Raw genomic sequence first — 18,034 nt, forward strand, 5'->3', positions numbered from 1 at the left:
ATTTCAATTTTTTATTCAAGGTTTTCATTATGGATAAAGTCATCAAGAAAAAAAATCCATTCAAAAAATATATTGCTACACTCGCTGTACTTGTAGTCATTGTTGCTTCTGCGGTTGCTGCTTTAGACTGGAAAGATAGCATTGGTGTAGAACGTGATCGATTGGCTATCGCTGAAGTAATCGAGGGACAGTTCGAAGACTTTATTTTGATTACAGGATATGTGCAGCCAATTCGTTCTGTTTTTATAGATGCCATTGAAGGTGGAATAATTCAAGAGGTACAGAAAACCTCAGGGGAACAAGTACAGGAAGGAGAAACGATCATTAGTCTGACTAATTCAAATTTGCAGTTGGATGTACTTAATCGGGAAGCACAGCTTTATGAGCAAATCAATAATGTAAAGAACACAAGACTTTTACTCGATCAGAATCTTTTGAACTTGAAAAATGAATTAGCTGAAATTGATTATCAACTCGAAATTCTAAAACCCGAACTAGAACGCAAGAAAGTATTCTTTGAGCGAAAGATGATTTCTCAAAAAGAGTTTGAAGATTTCAGAGCACAATTCAAGCTTTATCAACAAAAAAGAGAAAACACTGCATCCTCATACAAAAGAGACTCGGCTATGAAGCAACTTCAGATGCAGCAGTTGGATGAGTCGGAAAAAAGAATGTGGCAAAGCTTGAACTCTATTGGTAAGATTGCGGATAATCTGACGGTAAAAGCTCCGATCAAAGGACAGCTTTCAACTCCCGATTGGCAAGTTGGTCAGTCTATTGAAAGAGGCGAGCGCATCGGACAAATTGATATGGATGGAGGCTACAAAGTCAGAGCTAAAGTAGATGAGATTTACCTTCCAAAAACAGAAGTAGGGCAGAAGGCAAAACTTCATTTCGATCAGAATGATTATGTACTGACCGTCACCAAAATCTATCCGAGTATCAAACAAGGGACTTTTGAAGTAGATCTACTTTTTGAAAATAAAATCCCTGCAAATATCAAAAGAGGTTTGAGCCTACATATGCAATTGCAATACGAACAAACTAATAATAGTAAAATGCTTCAGATGGGCGGATTCTACCAATCTACAGGAGGAAACTACGTCTATGTATTGTCTGACGATGGACAAACAGCACAGAAACGAAAAATCAAATTAGGAAAACAAAACTCAAAATTCATTGAAGTGACTAGCGGACTTTCAGTAGGAGAGAAGGTCATTGTTTCAGGCTACGAAAACTTCGGGGATAAAGAAATCTTAGATATTCATTAATCATTCAGTGTCGACTAAAACACATTACTATGCTTACACTAGAGAAATTATCAAAAATCTACCGCACAGACGAATTAGAAACTACAGCTCTAAATCAAATTGATCTGAAAATTAAAGATAGCGAATTTGTAGCGATCATGGGACCATCGGGCTGTGGAAAATCAACACTACTTAATATTCTTGGTCTGATCGATGCCCCATCGGACGGCTCAATGATCTTCTTGGAAAATGAAATTGTAGGCTACAACGAAGAACAACGTTCAAAGATCAGAAAAGGAAATATCGGGTTCATTTTCCAGAGCTTTAACCTTATCGACGAGCTGACCGTTTTCGAAAATGTAGAACTAGCTTTGCTTTACTTAAAAGTCCCTGCCAAAGAACGAAAAGCTCGTGTTGATAAAGTCTTGGAAGAAATGAACATCATGCACCGCCGAAACCATTATCCACAACAGCTTTCGGGTGGTCAACAACAAAGAGTTGCGATTGCAAGAGCCGTAGTTACCAATCCACCACTAATTCTTGCCGATGAGCCTACAGGTAACTTGGATTCCAAAAATGGAGAAGAAGTGATGAACCTTCTTACCCAACTCAATGAAAAAGGCACAACCATCGTGATGGTAACACACTCATCTTACGATGCTAGTTTTGCACACCGTGTCATCGATTTATTAGATGGTGAAATAATCAGTGAAAGAGTCAATGACAAGAACACACTTGTGACTCCATAGAAAGTGAGTAAGTCTATTTCACTTCATACACATTTTTCTGTGTTACCTTTTCTTGAGGGGCATTTGCCTCAAAAGCGGAGGAAATAAGGGATGCGGGCTGTCCGTTTTTTATGAGGCTTGATTTTCTTTGGTTCGTTTCTTTGATCAAGCAAAGAAATGAACAACTCAGAGTGAACACCCCTAAATATCTCCACTGTGTATGAATGATACCTATGAAATACTCTCACTAAAGAAATATTTCTCTTTTGTGTCAAGACAAAAGAATAATACAACACTAAACACCATCTACTATGTGGAAGAATTACTTAAAAATTACGGTACGCCACCTACTCAAACATAAATTTTACACCTTCATCAATGTATTCGGACTATCTGTAGGTCTATCTGTTTGTCTGATGATCTTTTTCTATGTCCAAGACGAACTCTCATACGATAGACATCATGAGAATGTTGATCAGATTTATAGAGTCTATGGTGACCTAACATTTAATGAAAGTCGATTTGAAGGACCAATTACACCATATCCTGTAGTACAAAGTTACTTGGATAACTTCAACGAATTTGAAGCTGGAGTAAGGCTTAAGCACTATGGCGAGGAACTCATTCAATACAACAATAAGACCTTGAAGATTGATGAGATCATGCGTACAGAGCCAAGTATCTTTGATGTTTTTACCATTCCATTTATAAAAGGAGATCCTAAAACAGCTTTACAAGATGAAACTTCCATTGTATTGGATGAAGATCATGCTACCAAGATTTTTGGAGATGAAGACCCTATAGGAAAAACAATCCTGTTTGAAAACAAAAAAGCCTACACTGTTCGTGGAGTGATGAAAAACTTGCCTTCCAATTCTCATTTAGAATTTAAGGCAATGGTATTGATGGTCGCAAAAGATAACTTCAATTATCGCTCATGGCTATCTAACAACTACTATTCATATTTTAAAGTAAAAGAAGGTGTTGATATTGAAGAGCTAGGTGACCGCATATCTATGCATAGTGTTGAAAAAATGCTTCCAGAAATTGAGCAGTTTTTAGGAAAAGCAGCTGCAGACCCTGTATTAATGCGCCAGAGTGTACATTATAGTCTTCAGAAATTAGTTGATATTCATTTGTATTCGCATTCAGATTCAGAAATGAGTAACAACGGAAATATCAGCTATGTCTATATCTTTTCAGCAATTGCATTCTTTATTTTACTCATCGCATGTATCAACTACATCAACCTTGCGACAGCTCGCTCAGCAGATAGAGCTAAAGAAGTAGGTATCCGAAAAGTATTAGGAGCTGCTCGTAAGCAAGTCATCAAGCAGTTTCTATCAGAGTCATTCTTGTTGGCTGTCATTGCGATGATTTTTGCCTTATTGATTGTAGAAAACACATTACCTTACTTCAATACACTTGCCGGAAAAGAACTTGACCCGAGCTATTTCGGTAATCTCCCTGTATTTATCGTACTCATTGGTTTTATCCTTTTTGTAGGAGTATTGGCAGGGAGTTATCCTGCATTATTCCTTTCTTCATTTGTTCCTTCAAAAGTATTGAAAGGGAGTTTACGCACAGGAATGAAAGGAGGAAGCTTGAGAAGTATTTTGGTAATTGGGCAGTTCGCCATCTCTACATTCTTGATTGCTGCCACTCTGATTATTTTCAAACAGCTCAATTATATCCAAAACAAAGAATTGGGTTATGACAGAGAACATATCATCATTCTAGGTGATGCTCATATGCTAAAAGATCAGAAGAAAAGTTTCCGAAATGAACTCGCTAAACATAGCAGTATAAAATCTTCATCTTCGTCTAGTTATTTACCTGTTCCGAGCTGGAATAACAACACGATGTATTGGCCTACACCAAATGCAGACTTAAACACAGGTTTATTAATGGATGTCTTCAATATTGATGAAGATTATGTAGATGTACTCAATATTGAAATCATTAAAGGAAGAAACTTTGATCGAAAAATATTAACCGATTCCACTGCTATCATTTTGAATGAAAGTGCTGTTGAAGAAATGAATCTTGGAGAAAATCCTCTTGGTAAGTTTGTCTATACCTACAAAAGTCCAACAGAATTGCAGCCTTTAAAAATAATTGGTGTCGCCAAAAATTTCCATTACCGCTCACTTCATCATCAGATTGGAGAATTAGGTTTGAGAATGGGCAATTATTCACAAGATATAATCATCAAAACTCAAGCAAATCAACTCGATCAAGCGCTTGAGCATATTGAAAAGCAATGGTCGGCTACTACAGGAGGTTTACCTTTCAAATACCATTTCTTTGATGAGAAATTCAATAATATGTACAAGACAGAACAGCAAACAGGACAACTCTTTGCGGTATTGGCAGGGCTTTCTATCCTTATTGCTTGTCTCGGACTATTTGGGTTGGCAGCATTTACAGCCGAACAGAAAACAAAAGAAATCGGTGTAAGAAAAGTATTAGGGGCGAGTGTTATGCAGATTGTCATGATGATCTCTAAAGAATTCGGAAAGCTTGTCTTAATAGCCTTTGTGATTGCTGCTCCGCTTTCATGGTTTGTAATGAATGAATGGCTTACAACCTTCGAGTTCCGTACAGAAATAAATGTGAGTGTGCTTCTTTTTGCTGGCTTTATCTCTGCTCTGATTGCTTGGCTCACGATGAGCTATCACGCGATCAAAGCTGCTCGCACAAATCCTGCATTCTCTCTGAAATATGAATAGAATAAAAAACTCCATACAGTCACTTAAACTGTGTGGAGTTTTTTTTTATTCTAAAATGTATAACCAATTCTAAAATCAATACTCAAACCTAATTCATCTTTTCCTTTAGGTACAATCTCATAAGCTCCTCCTGCTGCAAATTCATAGCTAAAGTGCTCTCCAATTGTTCTGCGCATTCCCCACATCGGTAATAAATACATCCGATGTTTTCGTGAATCTTCATAGAACGGGTCTTTCCAATACATCGAACGTAAGCTCAAATAGTTTCCAGAATTCTTAGCAATGTTTTTGCCCTTCTCTTTTCGCTTTTTCAAATTGTAATAATACTTGGGTTCTAAAGCAATTGCAGGATTAATTTCAAATCCCAAAGATTTAGAATACCCCCAAGTTGTAAAAACTTCCGTCCGTAAAGCAAAACTATGATTTAACTTATGTTCATAATATGCCGAAATACCAGATGTCAATCCGAGTTGTAATCCAAAAATTCGATCTTCTACGCTTGCTTGTTGAGCAAATCCAGTAGTAGAAATAATTATAAAAATGAGGGTAGAAATGATAGCTTTCATCAATGCTTTAGTTTAAAGATTAATAGTTTCTCACAGCATTGACATCTCCCTCAAATCGAAAGACAATTCCTTTACATTATTTTACATGAAGTTAAACTTATTTCACAATCTTATACCTAAAGAACTAAGTTCTCTATTCTACATATTTGGAATAAGTCTTACACAACTGCCGAAACATCACATTCAATTTTAATCCCTCCCGATTATTTGTAATTTTGTTGTGATTAATTCATTCTGAATTCAACCTTCACGATATAAATATAATGGCAGATAATCAGCAGTTTGAAAGATATACCGTAACGGCAGCGCTTCCGTATGCCAATGGCCCCCTTCATATTGGTCATATAGCAGGAGCCTACTTGCCTGCGGATATCTATGTAAGATCTTTAAGACAGAGAGGAGAAGACGTCGTTTTTGTTTGTGGTAGCGACGAGCATGGTGCAGCCATCACCATCAGAGCAAAGAAAGAAGGTATCACACCTCAGGAAATTATTGACAAATACCACAACATCAATAAAACCGATTTCGAGAACTTCGGAATTAGCTTCGATATGTACCACCGTACTTCGGAGCCATTACATCACGAAACTGCCCAAGAGTTTTTCACGAAGCTAAACGATCAAGATAAGTTTACTTTGAAAGAAAGTGAGCAATATTATGATCCAAAAGCAGAACAATTCTTGGCTGATAGATACATTACAGGTACTTGTCCGAAATGTGGTAACGAGAATGCTTACGGAGATCAGTGTGAAAAATGTGGTACTTCTTTAAGTCCTACAGATTTGATCGATCCTAAATCTCAAATCACAGGAGAAACACCTATTCTTAAGACAACAAAACACTGGTACCTCCCAATGGAAAACCATGAGGATTGGTTACGTGAATGGATTGAGAATGGTAAACTAAACGGAGAACAACTTCATGATCCAAACGACTGGAAACGTACAGTATTTGGTCAGTGTAAATCTTGGTTAGACGGAGGTCTTCAAGCACGTGCCATGACTCGTGACCTTGACTGGGGAGTGAAAGTTCCTGTAGAAGGCGCCGACGGTAAAGTAATGTACGTTTGGTTAGATGCCCCAATCGGATATATTTCTGCAACCAAAGAATGGGCTTCTCAAAATAATAAGGACTGGGAAAAATATTGGAAAGACGATAAAACGAAACTTGTTCACTTTATCGGGAAAGATAATATCGTATTCCACTGTATCATTTTCCCAATCTTGTTGAATGCCGTAAATGACGGTTACATTTTGCCTAAAAACGTTCCTGCAAACGAGTTCTTGAACCTTGAAGGTGATAAACTTTCAACTTCTCGTAATTGGGCGGTTTGGTTGAACGAATACTTAGAAGCTTTCCCAGATAAACAAGATGTATTGCGTTATACGCTTACTTCAATTGCTCCAGAAGCAAAAGACTCTGAGTTTACATGGAAAGATTTCCAAGCGAAAAATAACAATGAGCTGGTAGCAATCTTGGGTAACTTCTTCAACCGTACAACTGTATTGACACACAAATACTTTGACGGAGAAATCCCGATGCGTGGAGAAATCACACCAATGGAAAAAGAAATCTTCCAAAAATTGGCTGAAGCTCCTGCTAAGATTCAGAACTTGATCGATCAATATAAATTTAAGGAAGCACAATTCGAATTGATGAACATTGCTCGTATGGGTAACAAATACCTTGCTGATACAGAGCCTTGGAAACTCATCAAAGACGATAAGGAGTTGGTAGCTACAATCTTGAACGTTGCGCTACAAATTTCAGCAAACCTTGCAATCATTATGGTTCCTTTCTTACCAAATACGGCTGAGAAAATCCGTCATATCTTGGGAATGAAAGAATTGAACTTCAAAGATGCAGGTAGCCCAGATATCCTTTATGCTTACGATAAATTGGCTCCAACTGAATTGTTGTTCGATAAGATCGATGACAAAGTAATTGAAGCACAAATCGAGAAATTGGAGAAAACAAAATTGGCTCAGACTCCAGCAGAACCTCAAAAGGATGAAGCTACTTTCGATGATTTCATGAAAATGGATATCCGTGTAGGTACAATCTTGAAAGCAGAGAAAGTAAAGAAAGCCAAAAAGTTACTTCAATTAACCGTAGATACAGGTCTTGACCAACGTACCATTGTAAGTGGTATAGCGGAATACTTCGAACCTGAAGATATCATCGGGAAACAAGTAAGTGTCTTGATCAACTTGGCTCCTCGTAAAATCAGAGGAATTGAGTCTCAAGGTATGATCTTGATGGCAGAAGATAAAGATGGATCATTGTCATTTGTATCACCTACAGCAGAAGTAACGCCAGGTAGCACAATCAGATAATTTTCCTTTCGAAATAGATTTCTATCCCTCTTTGGCATTGTGCTAGAGAGGGATTTTTATTTGTACGATCTCTAGTAATTTTGAAGCAAAGAATAGATTATCTTTCTTTGAATAGCACTAAACACTTATGAAAATGAAAGTAATTTTTAACCTAACACTTCTTTTTACATTTCTCTCATTCTTTGCATGTAGCAACCAACAAAATGCTGAAGAATCAAATAAAAAAGAGATCAGCTTCATCGTCACTTCTCCCGATTTGGACAGTGATACCGATGTTTACATTTCTGGAGGAGATCAGAAACTCGGAGCATGGCATCCGCAAAAAGTAGCCTTAGACAAACTCGGAGATCATAAATGGAAAATTGATCTCGAATTTGAAAAAGGACTAGCGCTCGAATATAAATTCACACTAGGTAGTTGGAGCAATGAAGCTGCAGATTCAACAGGAAATCCTCTTTCTAATTTCATTCTTAAAGTAACAGATAACGAGAATATCCATCATGAAATAAAGTATTGGAAAGAAGGAGGAGAAATGCCTATCAGAGGTCAGATTACAGGAAAAGTAGAATACCTCGAACAGCTAAAAGGAGAGGGGATACTTCCGCGTGATGTTATTGTTTGGTTACCTAAAGAATACGAAGCGAATCCCGATAAAAGATATCCTGTACTTTATATGCACGATGGTCAGAATATCATTGATCCGAAAACAGCATCTTTTGGAGTAGATTGGGCTATAGATGAAACGGCAACCGAACTTATCAACAATAAGGAAATCCAGCCATTCATCATTGTAGGCGCTTACTGCACCGAAAACAGAACTCCAGAATACAGCCCAGGAAAGGAGGGAAGTGCCTATATGGATTTTATGGTGAATACACTCAAATCAATAATCGATAAGAAATACAGAACCAAGACTGGCAGGGAACACACCATCGTTGGAGGCTCATCTTCGGGAGGAATCATCTCATTTATGCTCGCTTGGGAATATCCCCAAATCTACTCGGGAGCTATCTGTATGTCACCCGCCTTCAAAATTCAAGATATCGATTATGTAGACGATGTGCTTGCTTATACAGGAAAGAAAAAAGACTTAAAATTCTACATCGATAACGGTGGAATAGGACTCGAACAAAAGCTACAGCCGGGCATTGATGAAATGATTAAAGTTCTTCAAGAAAAAGGATATATCTTAAACCAAGATTTATTTTATGTGATTGATGAAAACGCACAGCACAACGAAGCCGCTTGGGCAAAACGGATGCCTAAAGCCTTGAAGTTATTTTTCTAGCCTTGTATCTTTTTGCATCAGTCAAATGTATGACTTTCATTATCACCAACAGATTGCTTTTCAAAAGGACTTCAACTTTATGTTTTTTCTATTAAATTTGTTCCTTTATAAATTGATCTTCACTGAGTAGGTATAAAAGCCTACTCATTGCATATAAATTCAAAAGAGCATGCTTGAGCAAATCGAAAAAATAGCAGAAGAAATTGCCCAATCTACGGCAGCCAATGCAGAAGAACTTGAAGCCTTCCGTATGCGCTTCATTAGCCGTAAGAGTGTTATTGGTGATATCTTCGGACAAATGAAAAACGTCGCTCCTGAAGAGCGTAAAGAATTTGGGCAGAAAGTAAACATGCTGAAAAATGCTGCTCAAGATAAATTCAAAGAATTAGTTGAAGCTTTGGAAAGTGCATCAGACAATTCTGCTGCAGAAGGACTTGACCTTACACTTCCAAATATTCCTCATGAGTTGGGTAGTGTTCATCCAATTACAAAAGTAAGAGCTGAAATCAACCAAATCTTTGAAAGAATTGGTTTCAATATTTCTGAAGGTCCAGAGATTGAAGATGATTGGCATAACTTCACTGCCTTGAACTTCCCTCCAAACCACCCAGCGAGAGAAATGCAAGATACTTTCTTCTTGGAGAAAGATCCTGATATTGCTTTGCGTACACACACTTCGTCTGTACAGGTTAGGGTTATGGAAAATCAAGAGCCTCCAATCCGTACACTTTCTCCAGGTCGTGTATATCGTAACGAAACAATTTCAGCAAGAGCACACTGTATCTTCCACCAAGTAGAAGGACTTTACATTGATAAAAATGTAAGTTTCAAAGACTTGAAAGATACTTTGTATTATTTCGCCAAAGAGCTTTTCGGACCAGACACAAAAATCCGTTTGCGTCCATCTTACTTCCCATTTACTGAACCAAGTGCAGAGCTTGACGTAAGCTGTAACATTTGTGGTGGTAAAGGCTGTAATATTTGTAAGTACACAGGATGGGTAGAAATTGGTGGTTGTGGTATGGTAGACCCTAATGTATTGGAAGCTTCAGGTATTGATCCTGACAAATACACAGGTTTTGCCTTCGGTATGGGTATCGAGCGTATCACGATGTTGAAATACCGCATCAACGATTTACGTCTTTTCACAGAAAATGATGTCCGCTTCTTAAGACAATTCAGTTCAATATAATTTCTGATTGGATTATCCATATAAAAGCTAAAAGCAGCCTGTCTGTTTTTAGCTTTTTTTATGCTTTCCTCTTTCGCGTAAGCTTCTTCACAAATAGCAAAAGAAGTCTTTCTTCTACTTCATTAGTTTTGAATCAATGATGAGTGAAACTATGGAAGTATTAAAAAACAAGTACTGCAGCCTATTCCACAATAAAGAAACTGAAACGCTTGATTGTATTTGGAATTCGCAGTCTTATTATATGCCAGAAGATGAATTCAAAAGATTTCTTCTTCAGGTAGTTGATATATCTACGCAAGAAGATGCTAATTATATCTTTTGTGATAATCGAGAATTTCTTTTCACAATGGATGATCACTTTCACCAATGGCATGATATCAATGTAGCCATTCCTTTATCTCAAAATATGAGAAAAATGGCCTTTGTACAATCGCCTGATTTCTTCACTCAGGTTTCTGTAGAACAAATTTTTGAGGAAGATCATGGTAAAAACATGCCTGTAAGACATTTTGAGGATAGCGAAGAGGCAAAAGCCTGGTTATTACAGAACTAACCACATTGTTTTTCTTTCAATGAATACCAGCTATATTTCATTTATATACTAACTGTTTAGGCGTGTCATTAAAAAAAATGCAAACAAATTTATACAAAGAAGAGTTTCAAGTGTATTGAATATTTATGTGAAGTTGAATTTGTATGGCACGCTTTAAACGACTGATATTTTCTGAAAAACCCGTATTACTATTTTTCTACGCCAATTGGTGTGAACCTTGTAAAGCATTTATCCCAAAACTCGATGCGATGATGGAAACCATAGATCTGCGTTGGGTAAAAGTAAATGTAGATATGCACAAACAAGCAGCACTACAATGTCAGATAAAAAGTATACCAACACTTATTCTTTTTCAAAAAGGACAAGAATTGTGGAGACATCAAGGAGAAATCACTTCTGAAGAACTTAAAGATATTTTAGTAGCCACAATTTAAGTCATCCCAAAAGAAATTTAGGATGACTTTTTTGAGAGAAATCAAATCAACTTAAATCCAATTTATTGCCCTTAAGCAGCCGCTATATCATCATAAATACGTACTGCACTTATCTTATTATCCTGATCCAACTCATAAATTGCCATACCTGCCTGAGGTTCTAATTTATTTCTTCCCCATTGATCACAGACATATTCTACAGCAAGTTGTTTTCCATCAAAAGTAGTCGTGCACTCTTTTAGCTGTACACCACCTTTGGCTAAAACATTCTGAAAATAAACCTCTCTTTCCTCTTTGCCCTGATGTACGAATGCATCACCAATAGGCTCTCTGATGTAAGCTTTTTCACTGAACAAGTTTAAAATTTCTTGTTCACTGCCATGTCTGAGCGACACAAAGTAATTCTGGATTACCTCTGGCTCTTCCAACTTCTCCTTAGTTCTTAAGATGGGTTTTCTGATATGATTAGTACCCGAAAGTGGCAATGTACTATGGTAGCTTCTCAAATACAGTATTTTGCCATCTCTGATATCTGCTGTTACAGATACAGGCAACTCAACCAAATCAGACTCTGTAGGTTCTTTCAGCGTTAGTAGCAACTTCACTTCTACCACTATTCTGTTCTCCGTTTCAATTACAGAAACAATATCACAACTTGAATTATGTGCATTCAACCACTGCTGACGATCTTTCACGTAGGCCATAAATGCTGCTCTACCTACTACTTCACCATGCTGAGGTGTATTAATTCTGGGTTCACTGTGAAAAAATTGTTCTAAAGACTGATAATCACCTTGAAGAATTAATGAATAGTACTGTTTAATTTTAGCTTTTATATTATCCATAACTACCCGATTGATTTGTTTTATCTTAGAACTTATTTACGTGTACAAATAGTTCTTTATACTGTCTGAGTAGATTTGAAAACTTATCTTCTACTATCTAGTTAATCCTATTTGGGATAGGAATTCCTAAATCGAAGTGTATTTTTGAGTATCAGAAGTCAATAATTAGAACAGAATGGAAGTGAACAAAACCGCAGAAAAAGACTGGTTTGCCGATTGGTTTAATACTCCTTACTACCATCTGCTTTATAGAAATAGAGATTTTTCTGAAGCAGAGTTTTTTATCAACAATCTCATTGAAAAATTGGAGGTTAAGCCCGAACACAAGGTCATGGATCTTGCCTGTGGTAAAGGACGTCATTCTATTTTTTTGTATAAAGCAGGACTTGATGTTACAGGTTTAGACCTTTCTATGGAGAGTATTCAATATGCTAAACAATTTGAAAATGAGCGACTTCATTTCGTACAACACGATATGAGAGAAGTCTATCAAACAAAAGGATTTGATTTCATATTCAATATGTTTACTAGTTTTGGCTATTTCATGGAAGATGAAGAAGATCAAAAAGCGATTTCTGCAGTTGCCCAAAATCTAAAAACAGGAGGGAAGTTAGTTATCGATTTTTTCAACACTTCAAAAGTAATCTCAACGCTCCCAAACAGAAATATTACGCCAAGAGATCATATCGATTTTCATATTCACAAATACCTACAAGACGAAAGGTATATCATAAAGGAAATTGCTTTTGAAGATAAAGGAAAGTCTCATTTTTATAGCGAACGTGTAAAAGCATTACACAAAGATGATTTTGTAAAGTATTTTGAGAAAGCTGGGCTAAGTTGTCAACAAATTTATGGCAGTTATTCACTTGATCCTTTCGATATAGAGAATTCTGACCGAATGATTCTTGTTGCAGAGAAGTTATAAACAAAAATCTGTTGATAAGTACTAGACTTGTCAACAGCTTTTCACTTTTTAAGCTATTTCTTACGTTTTTAGTTGATATTATCCCCACGTAATGTTCTGAATCGCTTACGGGCATCCACATTATAAACACTGCCTTTAAATTTCACGAGCTGATCTTTATAATATTCCATAGCCTTGTCATTATCTTTCAGATATTCCTCGTAAATCGTTCCAATCAAATAATTGGCATCATCTCCCCAGATATCTGTCGTATAGTTATCCACAATTTGTTGTAAAGCGTTGATAGATTCCTTGTATTTCCCTTGTTTTAGGTAAATCTGTCCCATTTGCCACAAAATCTCATCAGAAAGACTGTGATTCGGAAAATCTTTCAACATTTGTTGATAACCTTCGAGTGCTCCATCGTATTTGCCTTGAAATTCCAGTAGATCAATACTAGCATAGGTTTGCATAGTGGTCGCTGTGGTATCCAATTCCAAATTATCTTGTATCAGAAGAGAGAGCGCCATGGCATCATTGGAAATTTCGCGTGTAGTAGCCATTTTCAGAATATCTAAATGCGCTTTAGCTAGTTCAAAATTCCCAATGTAATAATTCAACTTCGCATTTTTGAGTTTTGCAGTATGTCCCAAAGGTGATTCTTTCTCACTTTTTTCAACTTGTGAATACAAAAGCGTGGACTCCCAGTGTGTCCCTTTCAAAAGATAAATATCTCCCAAATCAAGCTTTGCACGTGAGTGTACTTTCTGAGGGACTGAACGCTCTTTTATCAACTGATTAAGGATTTCTATAGCTTTATCTTTATTATCGAGATAGAAGGCCTCTAAGAGCGCCATATTTCGCATTACATCTGCAGTACTACTTCTTACCCCCATTTCATTTAACATCTCCTTATAGTCTTGTATAAGGGTTCTGATCGCTTCTTTATCCACAGGGTAAGTATGTTTTACCAATTCCTCTTTAGTATTTATCAACAATTTGCGAGAAACTGGATATACAGCCTTGTCTTTGTACTTATCAACAATGTATGTGAAAATCTTCTTGGAAGCTTTATAATCTTGGTTGTTCAATGCCATTTGCCCAAGCTCAAGTAATCCTTCACCTTCCATACCTCTACGTTTGTCAATTGCTTTGGCTTGAATAAAAGCTTTAGAAAAGGATTTTTCTTGCAAATAATACCATAAGAGTAATTCATTCAGAATAATCTGATTTGGCGATTTCTGAATTCTTCTGATCAGATTCAATTCCAAAGTATCAAAGTCTTCATCTTTCTTTATCCGATCTTGTAAGGCTACTTCTATAAACTCCAACTGACGTCCATCTTGCAATAACCACTCGATATAGGCATCTATCATTTTATCTGTTCTATCCCAAGCATAATAAAGCTCGGCATACTCTCTGTACAGATTTTGATTTTTATTGATTTTATCGGCTGTCTTGTAGCTTGTCTCTGCCCATTCAAATTTACCTGCATCTATAAAGTAAAGCGCAGTCATTCGTAGACGATCAGAATCCTTCTTTATTTCTTTAATATAATCTGTCCAATGGCTGTAAGCTTTTGAACTATCCTTCATGTTCAAATAGAGTAAGCCATAATCCACATTATAAACAGGACTCAAAGGATCTTTCCGAATCTGACGTTTGAGATACTTTTGTGCTTTCTTAAATTCTTTATTGTTGATAAGTGCACTCAAATATTTTTTATGTACTTCTGAAATGGATGTTTCATCTTCTTTTAAAGCTTTTTCATAATACTCGATAGCCTTCTCGTATTCTCCATTAAAATAATATTCGTTTGCTAATTCGATCTCTTGTGTTTGTGCATAAGAAAAAGTGGTAATAATGAATAAAAGGAAAAAGCTTAATCCAAATCTCTTTTTTTTCAAATGATCCATTCCTGATAGCCTTTTTTGTTTATCAACATCTATAATAAAAGAGTAAAGTAAAAATTAATTTCCTTATTCTATTATTATTATGCTGTGAATATGTTGATTACTTCTTTTATCAACAGCTTTTCACAGCTTATCAACATTCTATTCATAGCTTAAATAGCACGTAATGAGGGATTTATTTGAGTTATAAACAGTGTTTATATTGTTCTATAAGTGCTTATCAACTGTTTATATCTTGCTATTTTCTGTTGATTTCATCCACAATTTGCTTATCAACACACCTGTTAGTATTGTTGGTAAGTACTTATTGTGAATAGCTGTTGATAAAAAGGCTAGGTTACAAACACTAAATTCACATCAGCCATTTTCTGTGGATAATAGGGTGTTTATATGTTGGTAATAAGATTTATTTACAATTGTTGAAATACATAACTCTTTTTAAATACTGTTTTAGAGGCTTTTATGTAAATGATAGTAAAATTTTTCTGTGAATAATTCAATAAGTTATTCACATAGGATTTATCCAGTTTAAAATATGACAATAGTAAAATGATTTTTTAGAATTCAATTTTTACTTTTTGAGATTGTTTACATTTATTTTCAACATGCCTGATTTTTTATCCACTGAATATGTTGATAACTTTTACGGTTTATAATAAGTCGTGTTGATAAGAAATCGTATCTGCTGGAGTTATTCAGAACTTTATCAAATATTTTAGATTTATTCGAGGATTTATTGATTGATGATTTGTTGCTTTGTTTCATCTTATATAGTTTTGCCTTTCCTCATTTCCAACGCCAATTGTTGATAACTTTTTGATTTTTCAACTTTCCTGATTGAAAAATCGATTTTTCTATTTTTTATCCACTTTTCTGTGGATAAGTCCTATTTCAAGTATTTTCACCCCATTTTCTGAATAAATATGGCTTTATGCCTATGTGGAGGCTGTTTTCATATGAATATATTATCTTATTTTCATGTGAAAACAGCCTTTTTTCTTTCATTTATCCACAATTTCATGGTTGAAAAATCTATAAATGGCCTATTTATTTAAAAGTTATCAACAATTGTATAGGCTTATTTTAGATAAATGGATTTTTTTAGACTATAAACAAAAAAAGTGTTGATAACTTTTGACTAAATCAAAATTTATCAACACTATAATTTTATATAACTATCTATGAATCAGTAAAATAAATTGTGTTTATATACTTATTCACATATAGGTTCGAGTTATCAACATATATTGTGGATATATAATTATCTTTTTATGAAATTGAAGGATTTAAATATTTATTTCGGTGTGTGTGGATAAGTTATACCCTATTTTTTAGACTTATCAACATTTGAAAGATTTATTGTTGATAAATAGTAAAAATGTGCTTATAAATTAAATAAAGACACATTTTGTTTGTTGATAAGTACTTTGAAAAGTGAAAAAATAAGAACTTTGTCAACATCGGGAGAGAAATCTCTTTATATCTTGTGGATAAACATAAAAAGCCCGTACAAATATACACAATTTGTACGGGCTTCTTCATTAATATATGATTGATACGTTTAAAGTCTAAAATTCAATGACCGTATCAGAACGCATAATTTCCCAGTTTGCTTTGACCGTTATTTTCTTTTTGAATATGATCACAGGCTCTGGAGGAATTTTATCTTTATAAGATCCTTTTGACCATTCACCATCCTTATTTTCGTCTACTAAAATTCGGATAAAATAATCTCCAGGTTTTACATATTCAAATCTGAAGTATTCTTCATTTTCAATTTCATCGACAACTTCAAATTTGCTATCTAATAACTGTACGAAGAATGGCAGTTTATCTTTCGATTTTGCTTGCCCTTCAATTGCTCCAAATTTAGTTTCATCTTTGATAGAAAATTTGATTGTCTCTGTCTCACTACTATCTCCGAAAACAGAAATAAATGCTCCCGGATTGAAGACCAATGCAAAAGCAGAATCCGCGACAAAACCTGAGTAAGTATATTGAGAAAAATTGAAGTTTACTTCTGGAGCTTTATCCAATACCAAAGTGTCTTCACCATAAATTGCCCAAACACTGTCAGCTGTGTAATTCAATACAGGTTTTTCAAAGTCTAAAACAAGATCAAATTTTTCTGTAGGACGAAGATCGTTTTGTAATGGTTCACGCTGTGTAAACTTGAAAGTAGGTCCTCTTTTTTCGGTTTCATCTTCTTTACCTCTAAAGAGTCCACCAATACCACTATTTTTCTTTTCTTCAGCAACTCTTTTTTCTTTGATATCAGAAGTCAAGAATAATTTAGCTGTTGTGTCTAATTTTTGGAGTAAAGAATCTACAGCGAAAAGCTTTATGTCTAGAGAATCTTCAGGCATATCATCTTGACCTGTGTAGAAAAGTTGAAGTTCACCTTCGGCAGTTAATTTATGGAAAAGGCTGTCTTTATAGTTTTCATCTAGAATTTCAATTCCATATTCAATAAGACCTTTATTAAAATCTAGGAATGTTTTTCCTTTTTCTTTCTTGACTCTTTCATAAATGATAGTGTCATTATCATATTCAATTAGCTTGAATACAACATTTGCAGAGTCTTTATTGATGTCGAAGGTTTTGTTGAAAAATTGAATTTTCTCCTCTCTTTGGTCATATTTCAAATTTCCACCGTCTTTTCCTTCGTATAAACCGTAAGCTCTATACTCTCCCGATTTTATATTTGAAATAGAAAAACGTCCGTCTTCATCGGTATTCGCATAATAATAAGGAGCTACACTATCTATGACAGCGGTATCAACTTTTGCATCATACAAACTTATAACTGCATTTTCTAAAGGCTTATTATCCATTAAATTTAGAACTGTACCACTAATCTGAATTGTATCCAGTTCTGGTCCCGTACTAAATGCCACAATTGCATTTTCACTCGGATTACCTTCAGTTACGTCAATGACTGCATTTCTGAAATTGAAATTAAAAGTTGTACTGTCCTCTAAAGGTTCATTAAACTCTAAAATCAGTTTATTATTTCGAGTCTTGTATCTGTAAATACGTCTGTCTTTGTAAGGATTGATCTGAAGCTGTTTTGTGATCTTATCGACTTTTATAGCTTCATCAAATATGAAAGTAAGTTTGTCTTCCTGAAAATTCACCCCATTATTTAAAGGAACTGAAGCAACAAGATTTGGAGGATCTTCATCTTTAGGACCACCACCAGGTGAAACTACAGTTGCACAGGAATAGAAAAAAAACACAAATACGGCTAAGTATATAGCACGAATAAAAATATTCTTCATTTGTAATGT

13 protein-coding genes are annotated in these 18,034 nt (G+C 35.4%); 9 read left to right on the forward strand and 4 right to left on the reverse strand.

What is annotated here, in order from left to right:
• Window positions 1–29: 29 nt before the first annotated feature.
• From BC781_RS22805 to BC781_RS22815, 3 genes are all read left to right on the forward strand, one after another.
• Window positions 30–1,271 carry an efflux RND transporter periplasmic adaptor subunit gene (locus BC781_RS22805; protein WP_109622359.1) on the forward strand — a complete coding sequence of 414 codons (1,242 nt, stop codon included), beginning with the start codon at window positions 30–32 and terminating at the stop codon, window positions 1,269–1,271.
• 29 nt (window positions 1,272–1,300) lie between these two features.
• Window positions 1,301–1,999 (forward strand): ABC transporter ATP-binding protein, encoded by a 699-nt coding sequence (locus BC781_RS22810; RefSeq protein WP_109622361.1) that lies wholly within the window; start codon window positions 1,301–1,303, stop codon window positions 1,997–1,999.
• Between the two features lie 290 nt (window positions 2,000–2,289).
• Window positions 2,290–4,710 (forward strand): ABC transporter permease, encoded by a 2,421-nt coding sequence (locus BC781_RS22815; RefSeq protein ID WP_109622363.1) that lies wholly within the window; start codon window positions 2,290–2,292, stop codon window positions 4,708–4,710.
• Window positions 4,711–4,760: 50 nt separating this feature from the next.
• Here the strand turns inward: BC781_RS22815 and BC781_RS22820 are convergent, their stop codons facing one another.
• The gene (locus BC781_RS22820) at window positions 4,761–5,276 is read right to left on the reverse strand and encodes a hypothetical protein (RefSeq protein ID WP_109622365.1); all 516 of its coding nucleotides are present in this window, start codon (window positions 5,274–5,276) and stop codon (window positions 4,761–4,763) included.
• A 263-nt stretch (window positions 5,277–5,539) separates the two neighbouring features.
• On the opposite strand from BC781_RS22820, the gene metG reads away from it, so the two are divergent.
• The 5 genes from metG to BC781_RS22845 all read left to right on the forward strand — a co-directional run bounded on the left by metG (window position 5,540) and on the right by BC781_RS22845 (window position 11,079).
• Entirely contained in the window at window positions 5,540–7,612 is a 2,073-nt protein-coding gene (metG, locus tag BC781_RS22825; RefSeq protein WP_109622367.1) for a methionine--tRNA ligase, read from the forward strand.
• A gap of 133 nt (window positions 7,613–7,745) precedes the next feature.
• Complete coding sequence (locus tag BC781_RS22830; protein ID WP_109622369.1) at window positions 7,746–8,900, forward strand: alpha/beta hydrolase-fold protein; 1,155 nt, start codon at window positions 7,746–7,748, stop codon at window positions 8,898–8,900.
• A 169-nt stretch (window positions 8,901–9,069) separates the two neighbouring features.
• Window positions 9,070–10,092, forward strand: a complete 1,023-nt coding sequence (gene pheS / locus BC781_RS22835) for a phenylalanine--tRNA ligase subunit alpha (protein ID WP_109622371.1) — start codon at window positions 9,070–9,072, stop codon at window positions 10,090–10,092.
• A gap of 151 nt (window positions 10,093–10,243) precedes the next feature.
• On the forward strand, window positions 10,244–10,645 hold the full coding sequence (locus tag BC781_RS22840; RefSeq protein ID WP_158281563.1) for a SpoIIAA family protein: 402 nt from the start codon (window positions 10,244–10,246) through the stop codon (window positions 10,643–10,645).
• A gap of 143 nt (window positions 10,646–10,788) precedes the next feature.
• Entirely contained in the window at window positions 10,789–11,079 is a 291-nt protein-coding gene (locus BC781_RS22845; RefSeq protein ID WP_109622378.1) for a thioredoxin family protein, read from the forward strand.
• Between the two features lie 71 nt (window positions 11,080–11,150).
• Here the strand turns inward: BC781_RS22845 and BC781_RS22850 are convergent, their stop codons facing one another.
• Window positions 11,151–11,924: a nuclear transport factor 2 family protein gene (locus BC781_RS22850; protein ID WP_109622379.1), complete on the reverse strand. Its 774-nt coding sequence runs from the start codon at window positions 11,922–11,924 to the stop codon at window positions 11,151–11,153.
• Between the two features lie 175 nt (window positions 11,925–12,099).
• Between BC781_RS22850 and BC781_RS22855 the strand changes: the two genes are divergently transcribed.
• Window positions 12,100–12,852 (forward strand): class I SAM-dependent methyltransferase, encoded by a 753-nt coding sequence (locus BC781_RS22855; protein WP_109622381.1) that lies wholly within the window; start codon window positions 12,100–12,102, stop codon window positions 12,850–12,852.
• Window positions 12,853–12,920: 68 nt separating this feature from the next.
• Here the strand turns inward: BC781_RS22855 and BC781_RS22860 are convergent, their stop codons facing one another.
• Window positions 12,921–14,747 (reverse strand): tetratricopeptide repeat protein, encoded by a 1,827-nt coding sequence (locus tag BC781_RS22860; protein ID WP_109622383.1) that lies wholly within the window; start codon window positions 14,745–14,747, stop codon window positions 12,921–12,923.
• Window positions 14,748–16,312: 1,565 nt separating this feature from the next.
• Window positions 16,313–18,025 carry an Ig-like domain-containing domain gene (locus BC781_RS22865; RefSeq protein WP_158281564.1) on the reverse strand — a complete coding sequence of 571 codons (1,713 nt, stop codon included), beginning with the start codon at window positions 18,023–18,025 and terminating at the stop codon, window positions 16,313–16,315.
• Window positions 18,026–18,034 lie beyond the last annotated feature (9 nt).

The organism is Sediminitomix flava (assembly GCF_003149185.1).
Taxonomy (GTDB): Bacteria; Bacteroidota; Bacteroidia; order Cytophagales; family Flammeovirgaceae; genus Sediminitomix; species Sediminitomix flava.

Bases quoted from the DNA above. Each gene is read 5' to 3' on its own strand.
- BC781_RS22840 (WP_158281563.1), top strand. From the start codon at position 10,244: ATGGAAGTATTAAAAAACAAGTACTGCAGCCTATTCCACAATAAAGAA.
- BC781_RS22850 (WP_109622379.1), bottom strand. From the start codon at position 11,924: ATGGATAATATAAAAGCTAAAATTAAACAGTACTATTCATTAATTCTT.
- BC781_RS22805 (WP_109622359.1), top strand. From the start codon at position 30: ATGGATAAAGTCATCAAGAAAAAAAATCCATTCAAAAAATATATTGCT.
- BC781_RS22820 (WP_109622365.1), bottom strand. From the start codon at position 5,276: ATGAAAGCTATCATTTCTACCCTCATTTTTATAATTATTTCTACTACT.
- pheS (WP_109622371.1), top strand. From the start codon at position 9,070: ATGCTTGAGCAAATCGAAAAAATAGCAGAAGAAATTGCCCAATCTACG.
- BC781_RS22865 (WP_158281564.1), bottom strand. From the start codon at position 18,025: ATGAAGAATATTTTTATTCGTGCTATATACTTAGCCGTATTTGTGTTT.
- BC781_RS22810 (WP_109622361.1), top strand. From the start codon at position 1,301: ATGCTTACACTAGAGAAATTATCAAAAATCTACCGCACAGACGAATTA.
- BC781_RS22860 (WP_109622383.1), bottom strand. From the start codon at position 14,747: ATGGATCATTTGAAAAAAAAGAGATTTGGATTAAGCTTTTTCCTTTTA.
- BC781_RS22815 (WP_109622363.1), top strand. From the start codon at position 2,290: ATGTGGAAGAATTACTTAAAAATTACGGTACGCCACCTACTCAAACAT.
- metG (WP_109622367.1), top strand. From the start codon at position 5,540: ATGGCAGATAATCAGCAGTTTGAAAGATATACCGTAACGGCAGCGCTT.
- BC781_RS22855 (WP_109622381.1), top strand. From the start codon at position 12,100: ATGGAAGTGAACAAAACCGCAGAAAAAGACTGGTTTGCCGATTGGTTT.
- BC781_RS22845 (WP_109622378.1), top strand. From the start codon at position 10,789: ATGGCACGCTTTAAACGACTGATATTTTCTGAAAAACCCGTATTACTA.
- BC781_RS22830 (WP_109622369.1), top strand. From the start codon at position 7,746: ATGAAAGTAATTTTTAACCTAACACTTCTTTTTACATTTCTCTCATTC.